The sequence below is a fragment of the Neoroseomonas oryzicola genome (genome assembly GCF_012163135.1).
GTDB classification, from domain to species: Bacteria; Pseudomonadota; Alphaproteobacteria; order Acetobacterales; family Acetobacteraceae; genus Neoroseomonas; species Neoroseomonas oryzicola.
In genome coordinates this window covers 440,002-460,403 of the sequence record NZ_JAAVUP010000003.1, presented here as the reverse complement: position 1 = coordinate 460,403, position 20,402 = coordinate 440,002, and the positions used below count along the sequence as shown (strand labels likewise).

Sequence of the window (20,402 nt, the reverse complement as noted above, 5' to 3'; positions counted from 1 at the left end):
ATCAAGTCCTGGTGTCCAGAGGCCTTTCGGCCTCTGGCGGGTGGGGGTCCGGGGGAGGGCAGCGCCCTCCCCCGCCGCGCCGCGTCCCCCATTCAGAACAGCGCCCGCGCCAGTCCTGCCCGCAGCGTCTCTTCCGCGTGGTGCAGGTCTTCGGGCGTGGAGAGGTGGAACCAGGCGCCGTCATGGACCAGGCCGAAGAGGCGGCCGTTCTCCATCGCCTGGTTGTAGAGGCGGTTAAGGCTGAAGGCGCCGGTGGGAGCATCGGCGAAGAGGGCCGGGGAGAGGATCTGCACGCCGGCGTAGAGGTAGGGCGCGATCTCGCGCTCCTTCGGACGGCGCATGCGGCCCAGCGGATCGAGCAGGAAGTCGCCATGCCCGACGGCGCCGTCCACCTGGGTGGTGCGGACCATCAGCAGCAGCGCGTCCATCTGCTCGGGGTCGAAGGCGGCGGCGAGGCGGGTCAGCGCGGGGGTCGGGCCGTCGAGCCAGAAGGCGTCCCCGTTCACCACGGCGAAGGGTCCGGCGCCGAGGTTCGGCAGGGCGAGGGTCACGCCGCCGCCGGTCTCGAGCAGCGTGTCTTCCTTCTGCAGGGTGATGCAGGGGTCGGCGCGGAGAGACATCGCGACCGCGATCTGGTCGGCATGCCAATGCGCGTTGACCACCGCCTGCTGCACCCCGGCGGCCTGCAGCCGGTCGAGCGCATGGTCGAGCAGCGATCGCCCGTCGAGTTCGAGCAGCGGCTTGGGCCGGTCGTCGGTGAGGGGCCGCATGCGCGTGCCGAGGCCGGCGGCCAGGACCATGCCGTGGGTCAGGGTGATCATGCGGGCTCCGTCACGGCCACGGGGTTGCGGCGCAGCGCGGGCGGGACGCGCGCGTCGAGGAAGTCGCGCAGCGGGCGCGTCGCGGGGTGCTCCAGCGCGGCGGCGAGGAGGCGCCAGCAGCGCGGCCCGTGCACCAGGTAGTGCGGCTTGGAATCGCGCCGGTCGAGCCGCACCCAGAGTGCTGCGACGCGCAGGTGCCGCTGCGCGGCGCAGGCGGCCATGGCGGCGGCGAAGTCCTGGCGGTCGAGGTCGCCGCGGGCGTCGAGGTAGCGCGCGACGGCCGCGCTTCGGATCCCGGGCGCGACGTCGCGGCGCGCATCCTCGACCAGCGAGACCAGGTCGTAGGCGGGCGACCCGTGCGCGGCGTCCTGGAAGTCGATCAGCCCGGTGCGGCGTGGGCTGGGGCGCGCGGCCAGGCGCATCAGGTTGGCCGGGAAGTAGTCGCGATGGACGAAGCATCCGGCCGTCGTGAAGGGCGTGACCATCGTCGTGATGGCCTCGGCGAGCTCCGCGCGCGTCGCGGCGTCGGCCGGCGTGCCGAAGGTGGCGGGCCACCACCAGTCGAGGAAGGTCGCCGCCGTCGTCTCGGCCATGCGCGCCGCGCCCCAGGCGGGCAGGTGCGCGGGCGGCGGGGCGGCGTGCAGCGCGGCGAGCGTCTCGGCGGCTTCGAGGTAGAGCGGCAGCGCATCCTCGCCGGCATCGAGCAGCGCGGCGTGGGTGGCGTTGCCGAAATCCTCGAGCAGCAGGAAGCCGTTCGCCTCGTCGGCCGCAAGGATCGACGGCGCCGAAAGGCCGATGCCCGCGATGTGGCGCTGGACCGCGAGGAAGGGACGGACATCCTCGGGCGGCGGGGCATCCATCAGCAGCGCGGGGGCCGGGCCGCCGGTCAGCCGGGCGTATTTGCGAAAGGAGGCATCGGCCGGCAGCGGATCGATCCGCGCCGCGCCGAAGCCCGCGGCCCGCAGGAAGGCGGTCGCGTCCCTCATGCCGCCAGCGCCCCGAGCCGTTCGTCCCAGCCGGACAGGGTGACGCGCCGCGCCTCCTCCACCGCCAGCGGTTCGAGGGTCACGGTCAGCGCGCCCGCCGGCCGTTCGTTGCCGAGCCGTTCGGGCCATTCCACCAGCACGATGCCCTCCCGCGCTTCCTCCCAGCCCAGTTCGGCGAGGCCCTCGGGCCCGTCGAGGCGGTAGAGGTCGAAATGATGCGCCGGCCCCGCGGGCAGGTCGTAGGACTGGACCAGGGTGAAGGTCGGGCTCGGCACTTCCAGGGCCGGGTCCCCGGCCGCGGCGCGCAGCACGGCGCGGGCCAGTTCCGACTTCCCGGCCCCCAGCGGCCCTTCCAGCAGCACCGCATCCCCCGCGCGCAGCAGCCCGGCCAGCCGCGCGGCCAGGGCATGGGTGGAGGAAAGGTCGGGCAGGTCCAGGGTGACGGTCCGGGGCATGAAAGGGGGGTGCGGCCCGCTATGATCCTTGGGCGCTTCCGTCTATCACGCGGCCCAGGATTCGGGGGAGTGGCCATGGCGGCCGTCATCGAAACGGATGTCGCGATCATCGGCGCGGGGCCTGTGGGCCTGTTCGCCGTCTTCGAATGCGGCATGCTGCGCATGAAATCGGTGGTGATCGATGCGCTGGACGCCGTGGGCGGGCAATGCACCGCGCTCTATCCGGAAAAGCCGATCTACGACATCCCCGCGCATCCCGCGATCGCGGCGGCGGACCTGATCGGCCACCTCGAGAAGCAGATCGAGCCGTTCGCGCCGACCCTCCTGCTCGGCCGTCGGGTCGAGACGCTGGCGCGGGAGGACGGGACGATCGTGCTCGGCACCAGCGCGGGCGACACGGTGCGCTGCAAGGCGGTGGTGATCGCCGCCGGCGCCGGCGCCTTCGGCCCGAACCGCCCGCCGCTGGATGGGCTGCCGGGCTACGAAGCCTCGGGCGCCGTGCGCTACCTGGTCGCGCGGCGGGAGGAATTCCGCGGCAAGCGCGTGGTGATCGCCGGCGGCGGCGACAGCGCGGTGGATTGGGCGCTGTCGCTGAAGGACGTGGCGGCGAAGGTGACGGTGGTGCATCGCCGCCCGAAGTTCCGCGCCGCGCCGGAGACCTCGGCCCAGCTCGAAGCCGCCGCCGAACGCGGCGAGATCGAGATGGCGATCCCCTATCAGCTGCACGGGCTGAAGGGCGACGGGTCGCGGCTGGAAGCGGTCACGCTCGCCACGTTGAAGGGCGAGGAACGCGACATCCCCGCCGACCACCTGCTGGCCTTCTTCGGTCTGTCGATGGAGCTCGGCCCGATCGCGTCCTGGGGGCTGGGGCTCGACCACAACCACATCCGGGTGGAACCCGCGACCTGCGCGACGAATGTCGATGGCGTCTTCGCCATCGGCGACATCGCGACCTATCCGGGCAAGCTGAAGCTGATCCTGCAGGGCTTCAGCGAGGCGGCGATGGCCGCGCACGCCATCCATCCGCGCGTCTTCCCCGGCGAGGCGCTGCACTTCGAATACTCCACGTCGAAGGGCGTTCCCGCCGGCGGGTGATCCCGCCGGCGACGCTTCGTTAAGGCCTCCCTGCCCATGCTGCCGGCGGCGCCCCTGGTGGCGCACCCGGCGGCAGGAGGCCCCAGATGACGAACATGCCCGCGCGCGATGCGCTGCGCCCGCGCCAGGACCTTCCCGGCGCAACACCCGTCCCGACGCTCTATGCCTTCGACGAACCCTGCACGGTGCTGCTCGGCTGGCAGCGGCGCGAGGCGGTGTTGCGGATGCTGTCCACCACCCGCGCGGTGATCGGCGGCGTGACCGGGCTGCGCGAAGGCGACCGGCTGCTGCTGGTGCTGCATCGCGGCCAGGCGGTGGTGCGCGAATGCCGCGTGGCGGGTGCCTCGCTGTCCGGCATCGAGCTGGAACACTTCGGCAGCGGGATGCTGGCCGAGGCCGCGGTCGCCTAGGCCGGGACGGGCTCGCCCGCGAGTTCCCGCCGCAACCAGGCGACGAAGGTCCGACCCTCCGCCTGGCGCAGCGCGCCCGGCCGCGCGACCAGCCAATAGGCGACACCCGCCTGAACCGGTTCATCCAGCGCGACGACGCGGCCGGTCGCGAGGTCATCGGCGCAGACCGGCAGGCGCGCGAGCGCGACGCCAAGGCCCTGCGCCGCCGCATCCACCGCCATGTGCACCGTGTCGAAGCGCAGGCCGCGCGCGCGGTCCGGCGGCGGCGCGCCGCGCGCGGCGGCAAAGGCGTCCCAATCCTCCTGCGTCGAGGTGACGTGCAGCGCCGGCAGCCGAGCCAGCACCGCGGCCAGCGCCTGCCCCGCGAAGCGCGGCGCCGCGACCGGCACCAGGCGGATGTCGGACAGGTGCTGCCATTCCCCCGCACCGGAGGGTTCGCGCGCCATGCGGATGGCGAAGTCGTAGCGCCCGTCGCCGAGCTCCACCCAGCCTTGCTCGCTGCTGATGGCAACCGTCAGGCCTGGATGGTCGCGGCGCAGGCGGGGCAGGCGCGGCACCAGCCAGCGCGCAGCGAAGGTCGGCGCGGCGCTGACGCGCAGCCCCGCCTGGTGCCGCGCGCCGTCGAGGCGATCCATCACCCGCGTCAGGCCTTCGAAGGCACGGGTCGCTTCCGCGAGCAGTTCCTCGCCCGCCGGCGTCAGCGCCAGGGTGCGCGCATCGCGGCGGAACAGCGGCAGGCCGAGCCGGTCTTCCAGCGTGCGCACCGCATGGCTGACGGCGCTTGGCGTCACGCCCAACTCCCCCGCGGCGCCGGCGAAGCTGGCATGGCGGCCCGCGGCCTCGAAGAGCCGGAGCGCGGCGAGCGGCGGCAGCCTGTGCGGAAGTCTCTCCATCGCGCGCGACCGTAGCACCGGCGGCGCGGAAAGCGCCTCGCGCACAGCGCAGGGCGGGGCTGCGCGGACTACCAGGGGCCTTCGCGCAGCCAGGCCTCGACCATGGGCAGGCGGTCCTGGCCCCAGAAGGGCTCGCCGTCCACGACGATGAAGGGCGCGCCGAAGACGCCCCGGGCGATCGCGTCCTGCGTCGCGGCGCGCAAGGCGTCGCGCGCGGGCGGAGCCTCGGATTGCGCGGCGAGGCGCGCGGCCTCACCCCCGAGCGTCGCGGCGAAGGCCTGGGCGGCCGGGGCGGTGTCGAGGTCCGCCCCCTGCCCAAAGATCGCCGTCATCGCCGCGCGGGCAAAGCGGCCGGCCAGCGCCGGATCCTCCAGCGCAATGGCGTGGAACACCCGCGCGCAGGCCAGCGAGGTGCCCGGCGGCGCGAGCGGCCGCGCCAGCGCCAGCCCCTGCCGCCGCGCCACGCGCGCGAGGTCGTGCGGCACGTAATCCCGCCGCAGCGGCTGGTCGAGGATCGGCGCCATCCCCGTCGTGCGGAACACCACGCCGAGCAGGATGGCGCGCCAATCGACGCTGCGGCCATTGCGGCGCGCGAGGTCCTCGATCTGCGTCGACGCGATCCAGGCGAAGGGGGAGGCGAAGTCGAACCAGAAGGCGATCGGGGCGGTCATCGGGCGTCTCCGGTCAACGCGGCAGCAGGGCCCAGGCGGTGGTGACGACGAGCGCCGCGGCGAGCGCGAGGTTCACAGCGCGCGAGGCGACGGGATGCGCGAGCAACCGCGCCAGCGACGCGCCGACCAGCAGCCAGGCGAGGTGGATCGCCACGATCATCGCCGTCAGCGCGAGGGTCTTGGCAATTGCCTCGGCGACCGGCGGCAGGCCCTGCAGCCGGGACGCCGCGAAGACCGCTCCGATCGCGATCCAGGCCTTCGGATTGGCGGTTGCGAGCAGCAACCCGCCGACCAGCGACGGTGCGGGCACGGAAGGATCGTCGCGCGCGAGCGGCGGCGCGCGGGCGATCCGCACGGCGAGCCACAGGATGTAGAGCGCCGCGGCGGCCGTCAGCACCGGCGCGGCCTGCGGCACCGCCGCGAGCGCGGCGAAGAGCCCCGTCGCCACCGCCAGCAGCACGGCGGTGGTGCCGAGGATCAGCCCCGCCACATAGGGCATAGCCCGTCGCAACCCGAAGGCGGCGCCCACCGCGGTGACGCTGATGGTCGACGGCCCCGGGCTGCCCATCAGCGCCGCGGCGGCGAGGAGCATCGCGCCGAGCCCGGGCGGGAAGGCGGCATCCATCGGTCAGCGCCGCGGCGGCACGGCGCCGGGGGACCGCGTCGCGTTGACCGCCGGCCAGCGTTCGGCCGGGCCGGGCAGCGGGCCGGACTTGCCCGTGAGTTCCTCGACCGCGATGCGGAAGACCGTCACCTCCCCGAGCCGCGGATAGAAGCCGGGCGGGCGCTGCCAGGACGGGTCGCCGTACTTCGCCATCAGCCCGTCGAAGAAGCGGGCCTTGTCGGCCTCGGCATCCTCGATCGTCGCGGTGCCCCAGCCGATCACGCTGCGGAAGGCCATCGAGGTGTCGCAGTCGAATTCGCCATAGGGAAACACCTCCCCGGCCTCGTGCACCGCGAAGCAGACGCGCGGGCTGGCCGCCAGGTTGCGGGCGAAATGCCCCTGCGCCGAGGTGGTGTGCACGCGCATCGCCCCGTCCTCCCAGATGAAGAGGTTGGGCACGACATAGGGCACGCCATCGGCGCCGACGGTGGCGAGGTTCACGACGCGCGCGGTGGCGAGCAGCGCGGCGATGTCGTGCGGCGTCATCGCCTTGTCGGTGCGGCGCAGTGCGGGGCGGCTCATCCGCCATTCTCCCGCGCCAGGGCGCGCTGCACCGCGGGGCGCGCTGCCATGCGCGCGCCGTGGTCGGCGACGCGCGGGAAGCGCGCGGGATCGACGCCGTCCGAGGGCAGCCAGCGCGCGATGGTGTGCAGATAGCCATCCGCCAGGCTGTAGCGATCGCCGAGCACCCAGGGGCCGCGCAGCATCGTCGTCTCGATCAGGTCGAAGCAGGCGGCCATGTTCTCCGGCACCTTGCGCTGCATCGCGGTCATCGCGTCCGGGTCGTCCACCCAGCGATGCCCGCGCATCCGGTGGGCATGCGCGACATGGACCGTCGAGCAGAGATAGGCGTTGAACTCCTGCATCCGCGCGAAGGCGAAGGGGTCGTCGAAGGGCGCGAGCACGGCTTCGGGGAAGCGCTGCGCGACGTAGGTGAGCAGCGCCGGCGTCTCGGTCAGCACGCCGTCTTCGGTCACCAGCGCCGGCACGCGGCCCTTGGGGTTCACCGCGAGGAAGTCCGGCGAGCGCTGCTCGCCCGCGGCGAAGTCGACGCGCCGCGCGGTATAGTCCGCGCCGGCTTCCTCGAGCGCGATCAGCGTCGCGAGGGCGCAGGTTCCGGGGGCGACGTGGATCAGCAGGCTCATGCGGGGGCAACTCCGGGCATCGGGCGCGGACGGTCGTCCATCGGCCATTGCAGCAGGGCCGCCGTCGCGCCCACTGCCACCAGCGCCCACCAGGCCGCAGCGTAGCCGCCCGTCGCATCCAGCACGAGGCCGCCCATCCAGGCCCCCGCGAAGCCCCCCAGCTGGTGCCCGAGGAACACCACGCCGAACAGCATGTTGAACCGCGCCAGGCCGAACAGCCGCCCGATCAGCGCCGAGACCAGCGGCACCACCCCGAGCCAGGTCGCGCCCATCACCGCGGCGAAGACCAGCGTGCTCGCCGCCGAGACCGGCGCCGACAGATACGCCACGATCGCGATGGTGCGGATGGCATAGATGCCCGCGAGCAGCCGCTTCGGGCTGAAGCGCTGCCCGAGCAGCCCGAAGCCGTAGGAGCCGAAAGCGTTGCACACGCCGATCACTGCCAGCGCCTGCGCCCCCACCGCCGGGGCGAGGCCGCACAGGCCGAGGAAGCGCGGCAGGTGCGTGGTGATGAACATCAGCTGGAAGCCGCAGGCGAAGAAGGCGACCGACATCACGACGAAGCCGCGATGCGCCAGCGCCGCCCGCAGCGTCGCCCCGAGCGGCAGCGCCGGCACGCGCACCGCCGGCCCGCGCGGCGCGCCGCCGATGAAGACCGACACCGCGACCATCGCCCCGCAGGCCGCGGCGTAGCCGAGCACCGCGCCGCGCCAGCCGAAGGCGGCGATCATCACGTCGCCCGCCGGTGCGAGCACCAGGATCCCCATCGACCCCGCGCCCGAGACCAGCCCCAGCAGCGCGCTGCGCCGTTCCGGCGGCGCGGCCCGCGACACCGCGCCGAGCAGCACGCCGAACCCGGTCCCGGCGATGCCGAGCCCCGTCAGCACGCCCATGCCGAGGTCGAGCCCGATCCAGGGCGTGCGCGAGGTCGCCATCAGCAGCAGCCCCGCCGCATAGAGCACCCCGCAGCCGAGCAGCACCGGCCGCGGTCCGAAGCGATCCCCCAGCGCGCCGACGAAGGGCTGCGCCAGGCCCCAGACCAGGTTGTGTAGCGCCACCGCGAAGCCGAAGGACGCCGCGGCGACGCCAAGATCCTCCCCCACCGGGCCGAGGAACAGGCCGAAGCACTGCCGCAGCCCCATCGAGACGGACATGACCAGGGCGGCGACGATCACCACCGTGCGGAGCGACGGGCCGGCGGTCATGGGATCACCAGAAGGGGCCGTATTGCAGCAGGCGCGCCTGCTCGGTCTCGGCGCTGCGCGGGGCGGGCGGCAGGCCGACATCGCGGCGGCCCTGCGGGTCGAGTTCCTCGGCCTGGGGCATCGGCGGCGCGGCACGGAACAGACGCCGCAGCCAGGCGACGCAGGCGGAAACAACGGACATGGAAGTCAGGCCCTGGTCGGGAGGAACACACGCGTCGGCGATGGCGAACCGATGCAGGCCTCGTCGCAGGGTCTCGGGGCGGCGGGTGCGGACCGTCGCGCGGCGGCCCAAGGGCCGCGAAGGTCTGCGCGAAAAGGCCGGGACCGCCGTCATGCCGGGCGATGGTCCCGCGCAGGGCGCGGGCGGGGAACCGAGTTCTCCTCACCCGCGCTGAGCGGCCCTCACCCCGGCGGGCGCGCGGCCGGGCGCAGCGTCCCGGCGGCGAGCGCGGCGAGCGCCCCGCCCAGCATCAGCAGCGCCATCGGCCGCGGCGTGCCGTCGGCCAGCGCGCCCACCAGCGCGCTGCCGAGTGCGGCGCAGGTGAATTGCAGCGTGCCCAGCAGCGCCGAGGCGCTGCCCGCCCGCGCCGGATGCCGCGCCAGCGCGCCCACCGCCGCGTTGGGAAAGATCAGCCCCGTCGCCGCCAGCGCGATCGCCGCCGGGACGAAGACGCCCCAGATGCCGCCCCAGCCGGTGAAGGCCGCCACCAGCACGCCGCTGGCCGCGACGGCGCTGACGCGCAACGCCATCGACGGCACGCGGCGCGGCCCGAAGCGGCGCAGCAGGGTCGGGTTGAACTGCGACGCCGCGATGAAGCCCGTCGCGCTGACGGCGAAGAGCAGGCCGAAACGGCTCGCCGGAATGCCGAAATGCGCGATGTAGACGTCCGGCGCGCCGCCGATGAAGGCGAAGACCGCGAACATCGCCATCGCGCCCATCAGCGCATGGCTGATGAAGCCGCGCTCGCGCCCGATCTCGATGAAATCGGCCAGCAGCGCGATGGCGGAGCGGCGCGGGCGGCGGTCGGGCGGCAGCGTCTCGGGCAGCAGCAGCGCGGCGAGCAGGCAGGACAGCGCGCCATAGGCGACGCAGGCCCAGAAGATCATCCGCCACCCGCCGGCGCCCAGCAGCAGCCCGCCCAGCGTGGGTGCCAGGATCGGCGCCGCGCCCATCACCAGCATCAGCTTCGACATCAGCCGCGCGGCCTCGAGCCCCTCGGCCAAGTCGCGCACCATGGCGCGGGGGATCACCGCGCTCGCCGCGCCGCCGAAGGCCGCGACGCAGCGCCAGGCGGCGAGCGTCGCCATGTCGCCCGCCATGGCGCAGCCCACCGAGGCCAGGGTGTAGATCGTCGTGCCCACGATCAGCGGCCCGCGGCGGCCGAGCCGGTCCGCCAGCGTGCCCTGGACCAGCTGCCCCACGGCGAGGCCGGCGAACCAGGCCGCCAGCGTGATCTCGACGCTGCCCCGGGCGGTGCCGAGCTCGGCCTCGATGGCCGGGAAGGCCGGCAGGTACATGTCGGTGGACAGCGGCCCCACGGCGGTCAGGAAGCCGAGAAGCAAGGGTAGCCAGCGGGGCATGAAGCATCCGGTCGTGTCGGGGGGAGCCCCGGCACGGCAGGGCGGTCATTCCTGGAATGGGCACCCGCGAAGGCGGGGGCAAGGGCCGAGAGGGGCTTTGCCCCTCTCGGGCTCACCCCACCAAAGGCCGAAGGGCCTTTGGAAACCATCACGAGCTCAGGAGCGGGGCGGCGTCGCGCTCCGCCTCAATCGCGCCCGTGCCCCGGATCCGCGCAGTGCCCGTGGTCGAAATCCGCGAGCGTCTCGATGATCCGGCAATGGCCGATCGTCCCGCCCGCACATTCCTCGGCCATGCGCGCCAGTTCCGCCCGCAGCGCGGCGAGGCGCCGCATCCGCGCGTCGATCTCCCGGATCTGGTCCGTCGCCAGCCGGTGCGCGTCGCCGCAATCGGCCTCCGGATGGTCAGCGAGGTCGAGCAGCGCGCGGATCGCCTCGCTCTCGAAGCCGAGCTCCCGCGCATGGCGGATGAAGCCGAGCCGCCGCAGATGCGCCGGCCCATAGGCGCGATGCCCGCCCGCGGTCCGCGCCGCCGGCGGCAGCCAGCCTTCCTGTTCGTACCAGCGGATGGTGGTCGGCTTCACCCCCGTCGCGCGCGCCAGGTCGCCGATGGAATAGGCGGCACTCATCCCCCGGCCTTCCGCGCGGCGAGGAAGCGCTCGAAGGCCTGCAGCGCGGCTTCGCTGGCGTGGTGCTCGATGCCTTCCGCGTCCTGCTCGGCCGTCTCGGCGTCGAGGCCGACGGCGATCAGGAACCGCACCACAAGCTCGTGCCGCGCCTTGGCGGCCTGCGCCATGTCCCGCCCGGCATCGGTCAGGAACAGGCCGCGATAGGGCTTGGTCTCGACCAGCCCGTCGCGCTGCAGCCGGCCGATGGTGGCGGTGACCGTCGCCTGGGAGACGCCCATGCGCCGCGCGATGTCGACCGCCCGCGCCTCCCCGTCCGCGCGCAGCAGGTCGGCGATGAGCTCGACATAGTCCTCGGCCGTGGCGGTGCGGTCGGCCTCGCGCTGGCGGGCGAAGCGGGCCGCCTGGTCCTCGGCGGGGGGCAGGGGGCGCGGGGCGGGGGTGCGTCGCATGGGGCTGTCGGAATCCGGTCTTGAAGGCCTTGATAGCGACCCAATCACTTCTTAGCCTAGGCTAACTTTCGGAGGTCCCGCATGAACCCGCCCTCGGAGGCCGTCGCCGCCAGCCCCCCCAGCCTGCCGGAGGTGCATCGCAGCGTCGCAGTCCCGAATTCCGCGGGCTTCCTGCGCAAGCTCTTCGCCTTCATGGGGCCGGGCTACCTGGTCGCGGTCGGCTACATGGACCCGGGCAACTGGGCGACCGCGCTCGCGGGCGGGTCGGCCTTCGGCTACACGCTGCTCTCCGTCGCGCTGGTCTCCTCGCTGATGGCGATCCTGCTGCAGGCGCTCTGCGCGCGCATCGGCATCGCGACGGGCCGCGACCTCGCGCAGCTGTGCCGCGAACGCTTCCCCAAGCCGGTCGCCTATCCGCTCTGGTTCCTCGCGGAGGTGGCGATCTGCGCCACCGACCTCGCGGAGCTGATCGGCACCGCCATCGCGCTGCAGCTGCTGTTCGGCATCCCACTGATCTTCGGCGTGATGCTCACCGCGCTCGACGCCTTCCTGATCCTGTGGCTGCAGAACAAGGGCGTGCGCTGGCTGGAAGCCCTGATCTTCGGCTTCATCATGCTGATCTTCGGCTGCTTCGCGGTGCAGATCGTGCTGTCCGACCCGGTCTGGGGGGACGTGCTGCGCGGCTATGTCCCCTCCGCCACGATCGTGACGGACCAGACGCAGCTCTACATCGCCATGGGCATCCTCGGCGCCACCGTGATGCCCCACAACCTCTACCTGCACACCGCCGTGGTGCAGTCCCGCGCCTGGCAGGACGACGAGGCCGGGAAGAAGGAGGCGATCCGCTTCGCGACCATCGACAGCACCCTGGCCCTGGCGCTGGCGCTGCTGGTGAACTCGGCGATCCTGATCACCGCCGCGGCGATCTTCCATACCTCCGGCAACACCGAGGTGGCGGAGATCCAGGAAGCCTACCAGCTGATGTCGCCGCTGCTCGGCGGCACGCTGGCTGCGACGCTGTTCGCGGTCGCGTTGCTGCTGTGCGGGCTGAACGCGACGGTGACGGCGACGCTATCGGGCCAGGTGGTGATGGAAGGCTTCCTGCGCTTCCGCCTCTCCCCGGTCATGCGGCGGCTGGTGACGCGGCTGATCGCCATCGTCCCGGCGGTGATCGTCACCTGGTACTATGGCGCGTCGGGCACGGCGCAGCTGCTGATCCTGTCCCAGGTGATCCTGTCCATGCAGCTGCCCTTCGCGGTGATCCCGCTGATGATGTTCGCCTCGGACAAGGGGCGGCTCGGCGCGCTGGCGGCGCCGCGCTGGCAGCTGGTGCTGGGCTGGGCCTCCGCGGCGCTGATCGTGGCGCTGAACCTGAAGGTGCTGGGGGACGCGCTGCTCGGCGATTGAAAGGGCCTTGAACCTCCAGCGGCTGGAGGTCCCATATGCCGGGCATGGCTGCGGAATCGAGGCTGCAATGGCGGGTGGGCGGCATGGACTGCGCCGCCTGCGTCGCGAAGGTGACCAAGGCGGTCGAACGCCTGCCCGGCGTTTCCGCCGTCGAGGTCAACCTGATGGCCGAGCGGCTGTCCCTGACCCTTGCGCCCGGCACGACGCCGCCGGACGGCGTGGAACGGCAGGTCGCCGCCCTCGGCTACAGCGTGGCGCCGCTGCAGGCCGGGCAGGGGCCGCGCCATGCCGAGGCAGTCGGTGGCCACGGCCACGATCACGACCATCGTCACGACCACGACCACGGTCCTGCCGGGCACGGCCACGACCATGACGACCCCGCCGAGGCCGGCCTGCCCTGGTGGCGCACCGGCAAGGCGCGGCTGGTCTGGGTTCTGGGCGCGCTGGTGCTCGGCGCCTATGCCCTGTCCCTCGCGCTGCCGCAGCGGCTGACCGACGCGGTCTTCCTGATCGCGACGCTGGTCGCCCTGGTGCCCTTCGGGTGCCGCGCCGTCGCCCTGGCCCGCGCCGGCAGCCCCTTCAGCATCGAGACGCTGATGTGCACCGCCGCCATCGGCGCGGCGGTGATCGGCGCGGCGGAGGAAGCAGCCGTCGTCGTGCTGCTGTTCGCCGTGGGCGAGCTGCTCGAGACCGTCGCCGCGGGCCGCGCGCGGGACGGCATCCGGGCGCTGGCCGAGCTCATGCCGCGCACCGCGTTGCGCCTGCGCGCGGACGGCACCCCCGAGGAGGTGAAGCCCGAAGCCCTCGCCCCCGGCGACCTGGTGCTGGTCCGCCCCGGCGACCGCGTTCCCTGCGACGGCGTGATCGCGGAGGGCAGCTCCGCGATCGACGAAAGCCCCGTGACCGGGGAGAGCATTCCCGTCGCCCGCGGCCCCGGCGACGCGGTGGTGGCCGGCAGCATCAACGCCGACGGCGCCTTCCGCGTGCGCGTCACGCGCGCCGCGGCCGACAACACCATCGCGCGCATCATCCGCATGGTGGAGGACGCCACCGCGTCACGCGCACCGACGCAGCGCTTCATCGAACGCTTCGCCGCCTGGTGGACGCCGGGCGCGATGGCGGTGGCCTTGCTCGCGATCCTGCTGCCGCCCTTCCTGCTGGGCTGGGACTGGTGGACGAGCCTCTATCGCGGCCTGGCGGTGCTGCTGATCGCCTGCCCCTGCGCGCTGGTGATCTCGGTGCCGGCGGCCATGGCCTCGGGGTTGTCGGCCGGGGCGCGGCGCGGGCTGCTGGTGAAGGGTGGCGCGGCGCTCGAGGCGATGGGCGCGGCGCGGATCGTCGCCTTCGACAAGACGGGCACGCTGACCGCGGGCAACCCCCGCGTCACCGACATCCTCCCCGCGCCGGGCCATGCGGCGGAAGACGTGCTGGCGGACGCCGCGGCGGTCGAGCAGGGATCCGCCCATCCGCTGGCCCGGGCGATCCTGGCCGAGGCGGCAGCGCGCGGCGTGGCCGTACCGACGGCCACGAAGCAGGCGGCGATCCCGGGCCGCGCCGTGGCGGGCAGCGTCGCCGGGCGGCGCGTCAGCGTCGGCAGCCCACGCCATGCCGCGGAGCAGGGCGCGGCGCTCGGCGACCTCGCCGCCGCGATCGGGTCGCTGGAGGAAGCGGGCAAGACCATCGCCGTGGTCCTGGCCGATCGCCAGCCGGTCGGCGTCATCGCGCTGCGCGACGAACCGCGCGCGGATGCCGTGCAGGGCGTCGCGGCGCTCACGGCACTCGGGCTGCGGCCCGTCATGCTGACGGGCGACAATGGCCGCACCGGCGGCGCCATCGCCGCCGCGCTGGGCCTGGAAGCGCGGACCGAACTGCTGCCGGAGGAGAAACAGCGCGAGATCGCCGCGCTGCGGAAGGCCGGGCCGGTCATCATGGTCGGCGACGGCATCAACGACGCGCCGGCCCTCGCTGCCGCCGATGTCGGCGTGGCGATGGGCGGCGGTACCGATGTCGCGCTCGAGACCGCGGACGCCGCCGTGCTGAAGGACCGCGTGACCGGTGTCGCGGAGCTCGTCGCGCTGTCGCGCGCGACCATGTCAAATGTGAAGCAGAACGTCGCCGTGGCGGTGGGGCTGAAGGGGCTGTTCCTCGTCACCACCATGGCGGGCGTGACGGGGCTGTGGCCGGCGATCCTGGCCGACACCGGCGCGACGGTGCTGGTGACGCTGAACGCGCTGCGGCTGCTGGGCTGGCGGCCCGTCATCGCAGCAGCGGCAGGGGACCGTCGTTCTTGACCTCCTCCATCACCGCATAGGTCCGGGTTTCCTTCACGCCGGGCAGGCTCAGCAGCACCTCGCCCAGGAAGCGGCGATAGGCGCCCATGTCCTTCAGCCGTGCCTTGACCAGGTAGTCGAAGCCGCCGGCGACCATGTGGCATTCGAGGACCTCCGGCGCGCGGTTCGCCGCCTCGGCGAAGCGGGCGAAGACGTCGGGGGTGGTCTTGTCGAGCAGCACCTCGACGAAGGCGAGCAGGCCGAAGCCGAGCTTCCGGTGGTCCAGCCGCGCGCCGAAGCCGGTGACGTAGCCTTCCTTCAGCAGGCGGCGGAAGCGGTCGCTGGTGGCGGCAGGGGACAGGCCGATGCGCTCGGCGAGGTCCAGGTTCGTGATGCGTCCGTCGCGCTGGAGGATGTCCAGGATGCGCAGGTCGATCTTGTCCATGGGCGACGGTCTCTCGGATATTTTGGCATTTGGCAATCAATCCTACGGCATACAGGGCGAACTGCCGCATGCCTATTCGGCGCCGCGGGCCATAGGCTGCTCGCGCCGCCCGAGGAAGGACTGCCCGCCGTGACCGCCCCGCCCGCCCCCTTCGCCGACCTGGTCCGCGACAGCGTCCCGCGCGACGCGCTGCGCCGCGCCGTGACCGCCGCCCATCGCCGGCCGGAGCCCGACTGCCTGCCGCCGCTGATCGCCGCCGCAAGGCTGACGGCGCCGGAGCGGGACCAGGCCACGGCCCTCGCCCGCCGCCTGATCACCGCGCTGCGCGCCCATCCGCGCAAGGGCGGGGTCGAGGCGCTGGTGCAGGAATTCTCCCTCTCGAGCCAGGAGGGCGTCGCGCTGATGTGCCTCGCCGAGGCGCTGCTGCGCATCCCCGACACCGCGACGCGGGACGCGCTGATCCGCGACAAGATCGGCGGCGGGGATTGGGCGGCACATCTGGGGCATTCGCCGTCGATGTTCGTGAACGCGGCGACCTGGGGCCTGGTGATCACCGGGCGACTGACGGCGACGGGCAACGAGGCGGGCCTCGGCGCCGCGCTGACCCGGCTGATCGCCCGCGCGGGGGAACCGGTGATCCGCCGCGGCGTCGACCTCGCCATGCGCATGATGGGCGAGCAGTTCGTGACCGGCCAGACGATCGAGGAGGCGCTGGCCCGCGCCCGCGCGATGGAAGCCAAGGGCTTCCGCTATTCCTACGACATGCTCGGCGAGGCGGCGATGACGGCCGCCGACGCCGCCCGCTACCTCGCGGCCTATGAGCAGGCGATCCATGCGATCGGCACGGCCTCGGCCGGGCGCGGGATCGAGGCGGGGCCGGGGATCTCGGTGAAGCTGTCGGCGCTGCCCCCGCGCTATGCGCGCGCGCAGCGGGCGCGGGTGATGGGAGAATTGCTGCCGCGCCTCGCGCATCTCGCGCGGCTCGCGAAGCGCTACGACATCGGGCTCAACATCGATGCGGAGGAGAGCGAGCGGCTCGAGCTCTCCCTCGACCTTCTGGAAGCGCTTTGCCACGACGCGGCCCTGGCGGGCTGGGACGGCGTCGGCTTCGTCATCCAGGCCTATCAGCGCCGCGCGCCCTTCGTGGTGGACGTGGTGGTGGACATGGCCCGCCGCACCGGGCGGCGGATGATGGTGCGCCTGGTCAAGGGCGCCTATTGGGACAGCGAGATCAAGCGCGCGCAGGTGGACGGGCTGGACGACTTCCCGGTCTTCACGCGCAAGCTGCATACGGACGTGTCGTACCTCGCCTGCGCGCGGCGGCTGCTCGCGGCGCAGGATGCGGTGTTCCCGCAGTTCGCGACGCACAACGCGCAGACGCTGGCCGCCATCCACGCCATGGCGGGACCGGATGCACGCTACGAGTTCCAGTGCCTGCACGGCATGGGCGAACCGCTCTACGAGGAGGTGGTCGGCCCGGCAAAGCTGAACCGTGCCTGCCGCATCTACGCCCCCGTTGGCACGCATGAGACGCTGCTCGCCTATCTCGTGCGGCGGCTGCTGGAGAACGGGGCGAATTCCTCCTTCGTGCATCGCATCCATGATCCGGAGGTGCCGGTGGACGCGCTGCTGGAAGACCCCGTCGCGGCGGCCGAGGCGCTGGTCCCGGTCGGCCGCCCACATGACCGCATCGCCGCGCCGCCGGCGCTGTTCGGGGTGGAACGGCGCAATTCGGCGGGGCTCGACCTGGCAAACGAGGACCGGCTCGCGGCCCTGGCCGCGACGCTGGCGGCGGGCGCGGCGACACCGCTGCGGGCGGTGCCGCTGCTCGGCGACGGCGCGGCGGGCGGCGCGGCGCGCGAGGTCCGCAACCCCGCCGACCACCGCGACCTGGTCGGCCATGTGGTCGAAGCCGATGCCGCGACGGTCGACCGCGCCATCGCGCAGGCCGAGGCCGCCGCGCGCGGATGGGCCGCGACGCCGCCCGCCGCGCGCGCCGCGCTGCTGGACCGCGCCGCCGCGCTGATGGAAGCGCGCATGGACGCGCTGATCGGACCCATCGTGCGCGAGGCCGGCAAGTCCCTGCCCAACGCCATCTCCGAGGTGCGGGAGGCGGTCGACTTCCTGCGCTACTACGCGGCCGGGGTGCGCGGGCTGGACGGCGCGGTGCCGCTCGGCCCCATCGCCTGCATCTCGCCGTGGAACTTCCCCCTCGCGATCTTCACCGGCCAGGTGGCAGCGGCGCTGGCGGCGGGCAATCCGGTGCTGGCGAAGCCGGCCGAGGAAGTGCCCATCATCGGCAGCCTGGCCGTCGCCCTGCTGCGGGAGGCCGGGGTGCCGCCCGCCGTCGTGCAGCTGCTGCCGGGCGACGGCGCGGTGGGCGCGCGGCTGGTGGCTGATCCGCGCATCCAGGGCGTGATGTTCACCGGGTCGACCGAAGTGGCGCGGCTGATCAACACCGAGCTCGCGCGGCGGCTGCGCGGCCACGGCAGCCCCGTGCCGCTGGTCGCCGAAACCGGCGGGCAGAACGCGCTGGTGGTCGACAGTTCCGCGCTGCCGGAGCAGGTGGTCGCGGACGTGCTCGCCTCCGCCTTCGACAGCGCGGGGCAGCGCTGCTCGGCGCTGCGTGTCCTGTGCCTGCAGGAGGACATCGCGGATCGCGTGGTCACGATGCTGAAGGGCGCGATGGCGGAACTGACGATCGGCGTGCCGGACCGGCTGCCGGTCGATGTCGGCCCGGTCATCACGGCCGAGGCGCGCGACACCATCCTGCGCCACGTCGAGGCGATGCGCGCCAAGGGCCACGCAGTCCACGCCCTGCCGCTCCCCGAGGCCTGCGCGCACGGCACCTTCGTCGCGCCAACGCTGATCGGGATCGGTGCCATCGCCGATGTGCAGCGCGAGGTCTTCGGCCCCGTGCTGCACGTCCTGCGCTACCGGCGCGAGGAGACCGAGGCGCTGATCGCCGCCATCGCCGCCACCGGCTACGGCCTGACTTTCGGCGTGCATTCCCGCATCGACGAGACGATCGACCACCTGGTCGCCGCGGCGCCGGCCGGGAATGTTTACGTCAACCGCAACCTGATCGGCGCGGTGGTCGGCGTGCAGCCCTTCGGCGGCCATGGGCTGTCGGGCACCGGGCCGAAGGCGGGCGGGCCGCTCTACCTGCGGCGGCTCCTCTCGCGCGCCCCCGCGATGCCGCCGCCGCCGCCCGTCACGCTGCTGCCCGGCCCGGTGGGCGAGCGCAACGAATACCGGCTGGAACCGCGCGGAGAGGTGCTGTGCGTCGCCACGACCGAGGCCGGGCTGCGCGCCCAGGTCGATGCGGCGCTCGCGGCCGGGAACCGTGTGCGGCTGGTCGCCCCGGCCGCGCTGCACGACGCCCTGCCGCCCGGCCAGCGCGCCCAGGTGACGGCCGCGCCGGCGATCGGCCCCGGCCCATGGTCCGTGGCGCTGGTGGAAGGCGCGGCGCTGGCCGAGGCGTGTCCCATCATCGCCGCCCTGCCCGGCCCGCTGCGGCCGGTCCTCCGCGTCGACGCGGCGCATCCGGCGCCGCTGGAATTCCTGCTCTCCGAACGCTCCGTCAGCATCAACACCGCCGCCGCAGGCGGGAATGCGAGCCTGATGAGCCTCGAGTGAGTCAGCCCGGCATGCGGCCGGTGCGCAGGGCATGTGCCCAACCCGGCCGGCCCGCCGCCTCGGCCTCCGCCGCCGCCGCCTCGTGGTCGTAGGGGATCGCCAGCAACTCGCAGCCAAGCAGACGGCCATCCGCGATCTCGGCGATGGCGTAGCGGGCGAAGGGCGACCCGACCTCGCAGACATGCGCCGGGTCGGTGTCGTCGACATAGCCGGGGCAGCCGACGCTGCCCGGGTTCAGCACCATCGTCCCGTCCGGCAGGGTGATCAGCCCCGCCAGGTGGCTGTGGCCGCACAGCAGCAGCGTCGCCTCCAGCGCCGGCAGCCGCGCCGCCACCACCGCGGCCGGCGAAGGCCGCATCCGGCCATCCGCCACCTCCTCGAGCAGATAGGCGTTGTCGTCATCCGGTCGCGCATGGAAGGCCAGCACGCCGGGCGCCGGCGCGAGCGTCACGGGCAGGGCACCGAGCCAGGCCCGTTGCGCGGCATCGAGCCGGTCCCGCGCGAAGGCATCCGACCCGCCGGTCGTGCCTTCGGCTACCCAGCGGTCGTGGTTGCCGCGCACGGTCGGGATGCCGGCGGCGCGGATCCGTTCCACCGTCTCCCGCGGGCGCATCGGCCCGGAGGCGACGTCGCCGAGGTTGACGATGTCCCGCACGCCGCGCCGCGCAATGTCAGCGAGGACGGCGTCGAGGGCGAGGCAATTGCCGTGGATATCGGCGATGACGGCGAGGCGCATGCCCCAGCATAGGGACGCCGCGCCGCGGCGGTCACCCCCGCCGGGTCAGGGGATCAAGGCGGCGCGGTCCGGGACCACGGTGGCCCCGTCCGGCCCGCGCCGCAGCTTGCCCTTGCGCTCCAACTCGGCGAAGGCGCGGGACAGCGTCTCCGGCGTCATGCCGAGCCGCGCGGCGATGGCAGTGCGCGGCTCGGGCAGGTCCACCACGCCGGTGCCGCTCTCCTCGTCCACGCGCCGGGCGATGAAGCGGGCGAGCCGGTCCTCCGCGCTGCGCAGCTTCAGGTCGACCACCTGGTCCACCATCAGCCGCCAATGCCGCGCCAGCAGTTCGGTCGTCGCCTGGCACAGTTCGCGGGAGCGCGAGATGGTGTCGCGGAACACCTCGCCCGGGATCATCAGCACCCGGATCTCGGTCAGCGCCACCGCGGTCGCGAGGTAGGGCAGCCGCAGCACCACGGCGGCGGCGAGGCAGAGCTCGCCCGGGCCGAACAGCTCGACCATGGTCTTGCCGCGGTCGGGGACGCTTGCCTGCAGGCCGACGCGGCCCTCGAGGACCACGTGCAGGAAGTCCGGGTCGTCGCCTTCCTCAAACAGCACGGCGCCGCGCGGCAGGATCTGCGTGAAGCTCGGGCGCAGCAGGTCGGCCATCGCCGCCGGGCCGGCGGCCTGGAAGAAGGGCGATCGTTCGATCAGCGCCGTGGCACGCGATGGCTGCGGCATGACGGTTCTCCCCGGGCTTTGGACCATGAAGCGGGCGGCGCCCGGCCCTTGCGTTGATCCAGATCAATGACGTCGGCGGCACCCGTCATCGCTTCCGTTGTTTCATTTGGCGTCCGCGCGGATTTTCCTGGCGCCGCGCGTTTCGACTTGATCCTGCTCAAGCTTCCGGCGCCCTCCCCCCGTC

Annotated in this window: 21 protein-coding genes; 5 read left to right on the top strand and 16 right to left on the bottom strand. The window is 73.5% G+C overall.

From position 1 onward, the window contains the following. Positions 1–92: 92 nt before the first annotated feature. From GWK15_RS13690 to tsaE, 3 genes are read right to left on the bottom strand one after another with little or no spacing between them, the layout of a single operon-like run. Positions 93–821 carry a nucleotidyltransferase family protein gene (locus tag GWK15_RS13690; protein WP_168041887.1) on the bottom strand — a complete coding sequence of 243 codons (729 nt, stop codon included), beginning with the start codon at positions 819–821 and terminating at the stop codon, positions 93–95. Continuing rightward, complete coding sequence (locus tag GWK15_RS13685) at positions 818–1,807, bottom strand: aminoglycoside phosphotransferase family protein (RefSeq protein WP_168041886.1); 990 nt, start codon at positions 1,805–1,807, stop codon at positions 818–820. The genes GWK15_RS13690 and GWK15_RS13685 overlap by 4 nt, the downstream gene beginning before the upstream one ends. After that, on the bottom strand, positions 1,804–2,262 hold the full coding sequence (tsaE, locus tag GWK15_RS13680; RefSeq protein WP_168041885.1) for a tRNA (adenosine(37)-N6)-threonylcarbamoyltransferase complex ATPase subunit type 1 TsaE: 459 nt from the start codon (positions 2,260–2,262) through the stop codon (positions 1,804–1,806). Before tsaE ends, GWK15_RS13685 begins: the two co-directional genes overlap by 4 nt. 75 nt (positions 2,263–2,337) lie before the next feature. On the opposite strand from tsaE, the gene GWK15_RS13675 reads away from it, so the two are divergent. Together GWK15_RS13675 and GWK15_RS13670 are read left to right on the top strand one after the other, a co-directional pair. Further along, the gene (locus GWK15_RS13675; RefSeq protein ID WP_168041884.1) at positions 2,338–3,357 is read left to right on the top strand and encodes an NAD(P)/FAD-dependent oxidoreductase; all 1,020 of its coding nucleotides are present in this window, start codon (positions 2,338–2,340) and stop codon (positions 3,355–3,357) included. 86 nt (positions 3,358–3,443) lie between these two features. Continuing rightward, positions 3,444–3,767, top strand: a complete 324-nt coding sequence (locus GWK15_RS13670; protein ID WP_168041883.1) for a hypothetical protein — start codon at positions 3,444–3,446, stop codon at positions 3,765–3,767. On the opposite strand, the gene GWK15_RS13665 is transcribed toward GWK15_RS13670, so the two are convergent. The 10 genes from GWK15_RS13665 to mntR all read right to left on the bottom strand — a co-directional run bounded on the left by GWK15_RS13665 (position 3,764) and on the right by mntR (position 11,001). Beyond that, positions 3,764–4,660: a LysR substrate-binding domain-containing protein gene (locus GWK15_RS13665; RefSeq protein WP_168041882.1), complete on the bottom strand. Its 897-nt coding sequence runs from the start codon at positions 4,658–4,660 to the stop codon at positions 3,764–3,766. The genes GWK15_RS13670 and GWK15_RS13665 overlap by 4 nt on opposite strands. A 68-nt stretch (positions 4,661–4,728) precedes the next feature. Next, a complete protein-coding gene (locus tag GWK15_RS13660) occupies positions 4,729–5,331 on the bottom strand; it encodes a 2-hydroxychromene-2-carboxylate isomerase (RefSeq protein ID WP_168041881.1) in 603 nt (200 codons plus the stop codon). Between the two features lie 13 nt (positions 5,332–5,344). Then, a complete protein-coding gene (locus tag GWK15_RS13655; protein ID WP_168041880.1) occupies positions 5,345–5,956 on the bottom strand; it encodes a LysE family translocator in 612 nt (203 codons plus the stop codon). 3 nt (positions 5,957–5,959) lie between these two features. Beyond that, entirely contained in the window at positions 5,960–6,517 is a 558-nt protein-coding gene (locus GWK15_RS13650; protein WP_168041879.1) for a pyridoxamine 5'-phosphate oxidase family protein, read from the bottom strand. Next, positions 6,514–7,140, bottom strand: a complete 627-nt coding sequence (locus GWK15_RS13645; RefSeq protein WP_168041878.1) for a glutathione S-transferase family protein — start codon at positions 7,138–7,140, stop codon at positions 6,514–6,516. Before GWK15_RS13645 ends, GWK15_RS13650 begins: the two co-directional genes overlap by 4 nt. Then, positions 7,137–8,345 carry an MFS transporter gene (locus GWK15_RS13640; protein WP_168041877.1) on the bottom strand — a complete coding sequence of 403 codons (1,209 nt, stop codon included), beginning with the start codon at positions 8,343–8,345 and terminating at the stop codon, positions 7,137–7,139. Before GWK15_RS13640 ends, GWK15_RS13645 begins: the two co-directional genes overlap by 4 nt. A gap of 4 nt (positions 8,346–8,349) precedes the next feature. Further along, positions 8,350–8,526, bottom strand: coding sequence for a hypothetical protein (locus GWK15_RS13635; RefSeq protein ID WP_168041876.1), 177 nt, complete (start codon positions 8,524–8,526; stop codon positions 8,350–8,352). Between the two features lie 221 nt (positions 8,527–8,747). Beyond that, positions 8,748–9,926, bottom strand: coding sequence for a multidrug effflux MFS transporter (locus GWK15_RS13630; protein ID WP_168041875.1), 1,179 nt, complete (start codon positions 9,924–9,926; stop codon positions 8,748–8,750). A 185-nt stretch (positions 9,927–10,111) separates the two neighbouring features. Beyond that, complete coding sequence (locus tag GWK15_RS13625; protein WP_168041874.1) at positions 10,112–10,552, bottom strand: MerR family transcriptional regulator; 441 nt, start codon at positions 10,550–10,552, stop codon at positions 10,112–10,114. Beyond that, positions 10,549–11,001: a manganese-binding transcriptional regulator MntR gene (gene mntR / locus GWK15_RS13620; protein ID WP_168041873.1), complete on the bottom strand. Its 453-nt coding sequence runs from the start codon at positions 10,999–11,001 to the stop codon at positions 10,549–10,551. Before mntR ends, GWK15_RS13625 begins: the two co-directional genes overlap by 4 nt. A gap of 81 nt (positions 11,002–11,082) precedes the next feature. On the opposite strand from mntR, the gene GWK15_RS13615 reads away from it, so the two are divergent. Both GWK15_RS13615 and GWK15_RS13610 read left to right on the top strand, forming a co-directional pair. Beyond that, entirely contained in the window at positions 11,083–12,408 is a 1,326-nt protein-coding gene (locus tag GWK15_RS13615; RefSeq protein WP_168041872.1) for an Nramp family divalent metal transporter, read from the top strand. A gap of 44 nt (positions 12,409–12,452) precedes the next feature. Continuing rightward, positions 12,453–14,699 (top strand): heavy metal translocating P-type ATPase, encoded by a 2,247-nt coding sequence (locus tag GWK15_RS13610; RefSeq protein ID WP_168041871.1) that lies wholly within the window; start codon positions 12,453–12,455, stop codon positions 14,697–14,699. Here GWK15_RS13610 and GWK15_RS13605 read toward each other — a convergent pair. Continuing rightward, positions 14,665–15,123, bottom strand: a complete 459-nt coding sequence (locus GWK15_RS13605) for an Lrp/AsnC ligand binding domain-containing protein (RefSeq protein WP_168041870.1) — start codon at positions 15,121–15,123, stop codon at positions 14,665–14,667. The genes GWK15_RS13610 and GWK15_RS13605 overlap by 35 nt on opposite strands. A 129-nt stretch (positions 15,124–15,252) precedes the next feature. Between GWK15_RS13605 and putA the strand changes: the two genes are divergently transcribed. Then, positions 15,253–18,762 (top strand): bifunctional proline dehydrogenase/L-glutamate gamma-semialdehyde dehydrogenase PutA, encoded by a 3,510-nt coding sequence (gene putA / locus GWK15_RS13600; protein WP_338147248.1) that lies wholly within the window; start codon positions 15,253–15,255, stop codon positions 18,760–18,762. Between the two features lies 1 nt (position 18,763). On the opposite strand, the gene GWK15_RS13595 is transcribed toward putA, so the two are convergent. After that, a complete protein-coding gene (locus GWK15_RS13595; RefSeq protein WP_168041869.1) occupies positions 18,764–19,498 on the bottom strand; it encodes a metallophosphoesterase family protein in 735 nt (244 codons plus the stop codon). A 45-nt stretch (positions 19,499–19,543) separates the two neighbouring features. Beyond that, entirely contained in the window at positions 19,544–20,218 is a 675-nt protein-coding gene (locus GWK15_RS13590; RefSeq protein WP_168041868.1) for a cyclic nucleotide-binding domain-containing protein, read from the bottom strand. Positions 20,219–20,402: the final 184 nt, after the last annotated feature.

Excerpts from the sequence above, each read along its gene's own strand:
- GWK15_RS13690 (WP_168041887.1), bottom strand. The coding sequence starts at position 821 with ATGATCACCCTGACCCACGGCATGGTCCTGGCCGCCGGCCTCGGCACG.
- GWK15_RS13685 (WP_168041886.1), bottom strand. The coding sequence starts at position 1,807 with ATGAGGGACGCGACCGCCTTCCTGCGGGCCGCGGGCTTCGGCGCGGCG.
- tsaE (WP_168041885.1), bottom strand. The coding sequence starts at position 2,262 with ATGCCCCGGACCGTCACCCTGGACCTGCCCGACCTTTCCTCCACCCAT.
- GWK15_RS13675 (WP_168041884.1), top strand. The coding sequence starts at position 2,338 with ATGGCGGCCGTCATCGAAACGGATGTCGCGATCATCGGCGCGGGGCCT.
- GWK15_RS13670 (WP_168041883.1), top strand. The coding sequence starts at position 3,444 with ATGACGAACATGCCCGCGCGCGATGCGCTGCGCCCGCGCCAGGACCTT.
- GWK15_RS13665 (WP_168041882.1), bottom strand. The coding sequence starts at position 4,660 with ATGGAGAGACTTCCGCACAGGCTGCCGCCGCTCGCCGCGCTCCGGCTC.
- GWK15_RS13660 (WP_168041881.1), bottom strand. The coding sequence starts at position 5,331 with ATGACCGCCCCGATCGCCTTCTGGTTCGACTTCGCCTCCCCCTTCGCC.
- GWK15_RS13655 (WP_168041880.1), bottom strand. The coding sequence starts at position 5,956 with ATGGATGCCGCCTTCCCGCCCGGGCTCGGCGCGATGCTCCTCGCCGCC.
- GWK15_RS13650 (WP_168041879.1), bottom strand. The coding sequence starts at position 6,517 with ATGAGCCGCCCCGCACTGCGCCGCACCGACAAGGCGATGACGCCGCAC.
- GWK15_RS13645 (WP_168041878.1), bottom strand. The coding sequence starts at position 7,140 with ATGAGCCTGCTGATCCACGTCGCCCCCGGAACCTGCGCCCTCGCGACG.
- GWK15_RS13640 (WP_168041877.1), bottom strand. The coding sequence starts at position 8,345 with ATGACCGCCGGCCCGTCGCTCCGCACGGTGGTGATCGTCGCCGCCCTG.
- GWK15_RS13635 (WP_168041876.1), bottom strand. The coding sequence starts at position 8,526 with ATGTCCGTTGTTTCCGCCTGCGTCGCCTGGCTGCGGCGTCTGTTCCGT.
- GWK15_RS13630 (WP_168041875.1), bottom strand. The coding sequence starts at position 9,926 with ATGCCCCGCTGGCTACCCTTGCTTCTCGGCTTCCTGACCGCCGTGGGG.
- GWK15_RS13625 (WP_168041874.1), bottom strand. The coding sequence starts at position 10,552 with ATGAGTGCCGCCTATTCCATCGGCGACCTGGCGCGCGCGACGGGGGTG.
- mntR (WP_168041873.1), bottom strand. The coding sequence starts at position 11,001 with ATGCGACGCACCCCCGCCCCGCGCCCCCTGCCCCCCGCCGAGGACCAG.
- GWK15_RS13615 (WP_168041872.1), top strand. The coding sequence starts at position 11,083 with ATGAACCCGCCCTCGGAGGCCGTCGCCGCCAGCCCCCCCAGCCTGCCG.
- GWK15_RS13610 (WP_168041871.1), top strand. The coding sequence starts at position 12,453 with ATGGCTGCGGAATCGAGGCTGCAATGGCGGGTGGGCGGCATGGACTGC.
- GWK15_RS13605 (WP_168041870.1), bottom strand. The coding sequence starts at position 15,123 with ATGGACAAGATCGACCTGCGCATCCTGGACATCCTCCAGCGCGACGGA.
- GWK15_RS13595 (WP_168041869.1), bottom strand. The coding sequence starts at position 19,498 with ATGCGCCTCGCCGTCATCGCCGATATCCACGGCAATTGCCTCGCCCTC.
- GWK15_RS13590 (WP_168041868.1), bottom strand. The coding sequence starts at position 20,218 with ATGCCGCAGCCATCGCGTGCCACGGCGCTGATCGAACGATCGCCCTTC.